3 protein-coding genes are annotated in these 2,382 nt (G+C 41.8%); all 3 read left to right on the forward strand.

Annotation, left to right across the window (positions count from 1 at the left end; translation table 11 throughout):
- A partial coding sequence (locus CBI42_RS10655) for a phage tail tip lysozyme (RefSeq protein WP_142294107.1) occupies positions 1 to 1,380 on the forward strand: 1,380 nt, incomplete at its 5' end.
- Positions 1,381 to 1,399: 19 nt separating this feature from the next.
- On the forward strand, positions 1,400 to 2,044 hold the full coding sequence (locus CBI42_RS10660) for a hypothetical protein (protein ID WP_000781848.1): 645 nt from the start codon (positions 1,400 to 1,402) through the stop codon (positions 2,042 to 2,044).
- Entirely contained in the window at positions 2,041 to 2,313 is a 273-nt protein-coding gene (locus CBI42_RS10665; protein WP_094753957.1) for a type III restriction endonuclease, read from the forward strand. Before CBI42_RS10660 ends, CBI42_RS10665 begins: the two co-directional genes overlap by 4 nt.
- Positions 2,314 to 2,382 lie beyond the last annotated feature (69 nt).

Consider the following 2,382-nt stretch of genomic DNA (forward strand, 5'->3'; position numbering starts at 1 on the left):
TTTGGTTATACCTCTAAGAGTGAAATTTATGAAAAAACACAACTAAAAGCTTCAACAGGACAAGCTCTAAGAGCTCCTATTGACGGTCAAGTCAGTGTGACAGATGATACGACTGTATCCATCAAAACAGATAAAGCCATCTTTACTTATGAAGAGGTAGGAAATATCCGTGTTTCTGACGGTGATCAGGTCAAAGCTGGAGATGAGGTTGGGAAGGTAACGGCAAATGGTTACCAGATCATTCAGTATCAAAAATTGGAGGAAAAAGAGACAAAGGATAAGAAAGAAAAGTGGACATCAGTTAATCCAGGCTTTTACTTTCAATCTGTCACGTACAATCAGACAACCTCAGTCATTACCACACTTAATGGCGATTTGGGGCAAAAATCACGAGCGATAAAAGATTACCTGAAGCAAAAGGTACCAGGGCTAACAGATAATGGTTTGGCAGCCATGCTTGGGAACTTTGCAACTGAAAGTAATATCAATCCTAAACGTGCTGAAGGAGACTATCTTAGCCCACCAGTAGGGGCTGATTCTTCTTCATGGGATGATGAGTCCTGGTTAGCTATAGGAGGACCAGCGATTTATAACGGAAGATACCCAAATATTCTTCGACGAGGTTTAGGATTGGGACAGTGGACAGATACAGCGGATGGCTCCACGAGACATACTCTATTATTAAACTATGCAAAATCTAAGAATAAGAAGTGGTATGATTTGGAACTGCAACTGGATTTTATGTTGGAGGGGGATACTCCTTACTATATCACAGGACTAACTTCAATTCTAACTAGTACAGAGGATGTAGAGACGCTTACAGAGCGTTTCCTGGTTAATTGGGAAGGAAACTCTGGAGATAAGGTCTTAGAGCGCCAGAATAATGCTAAACAGATCCACGCTTTTCTTACTCAACAAGTTCGAGGAGGTGGAGCGTTAGCATCTTCCTGGAATTTCCCTGCCGAGTATCAGTCAAAAGTGGAGCACCCTCCTACACAAGCTTCTATGACTACACAACAAGGAAGCGGCTACCCAGTTGGTCAATGTACTTGGTATGCGTATAATCGTTTAGTTGAACTAGGAACGATTACAGACTTATCAGGGTCCTATGGTTACCTTGGAAATGGTCAGGATTGGGTAACAAGCCTAGTCGCAAAAGGATGGAAGTACAGTACGTCACCAACGAGAGGGGCTGTTGTATCAATTCTAGGTGGATTTGGTGGGACACCAGGTGGATACGGTCATGTTGCGATTGTGGAAGCTGTGAACCCAGACGGTTCATTCCTAGTTTCGGAATGTAATGTCCAAGGTGTACAGGATAAGGTCCATTTTCGTGTTCTCTATCCAGCTGACTACTATACATTTGCGACACCGAATTAAAAAAGAAAGAAGGTAAATCATGAAAATGATAGATATGGAGAAATTGAAACTCCTGAAAATAGGAGGAATCTTTATAGGAGTTGTGCTAGTTCTAGGATTCGTATTCTGGATTGGAGCAGCAACCTCATCACAAAAGAAAGCTAAACAGGAAGCTGAAACTACGCAACAAGAAACCAAAGCAGAGGGAAGCGAACTAACGCAAGAATATGTAAAGGAATTTTTGACGGCTTACTTCAATAAGCAGGATCTGGGAGAAAATAGAAATCGCTATTTGCCCTATATGACAGAAGCTGCTTACAATCAGGAAGTGAACTCTGAAGAAGAACCAACGGTACAAACCTATAAGGGCTATGTAGTGGATACACAGATGAAGTCTTCTACCATCTACATCGATCAAGAAAACCATGTTGCCCTAGCTCAAGTGAGATACACTCAGACACAGTTACAGAAGAAGTATGATTATACTAACGCCCAAACAAACGTAGGATCTTCAAGAACCATACGGATTCGCTTCAGCAAGCAAGATGGGAAATACCTGGTAAATCATATTGACCCCATTTTGATTGTGGACAGCTTGAACACCAGCGAAAAGGCGAGTATTCCATCGTTAAACAAACCAATCACTAACCAAACACAAAGTACAGAAGGGAAAAAGGAACAATGACAAAATTAGAAACTTTGGAAAAACAAAAACAGAAAGCGGAAGACCGCTTAGCTGACTATATGGCCAAGGCCAAGAAGGAAGAAGAGAAACTGCAGCAGCTAGAAACTCAAATCATTCTGGCCAAACATGAGGAACGGTCAAACTACTTGGCCGAACATAATTTAACCTGGGCTGATATTGAAACAGCTCTTGCTGAAGGAAAATTGAAAGGATCGGAAAAACATGTACCGTTTAACCAATCTGACACAAAACACGACCACAACGTATAAAAATCGGGACCTTGTGTATCAAGCGCTGGAGCGAGAAAATGCTAAGGTTAAACACCAGGAGGCAGAGGC

Source organism: Streptococcus sp. KR (genome assembly GCF_002238115.1).
Lineage (GTDB): Bacteria > Bacillota > Bacilli > Lactobacillales > Streptococcaceae > Streptococcus.

Coding starts and splice junctions, on each gene's coding strand:
- CBI42_RS10660 (WP_000781848.1), top strand. CDS start 1,400: ATGAAAATGATAGATATGGAGAAATTGAAACTCCTGAAAATAGGAGGA.
- CBI42_RS10665 (WP_094753957.1), top strand. CDS start 2,041: ATGACAAAATTAGAAACTTTGGAAAAACAAAAACAGAAAGCGGAAGAC.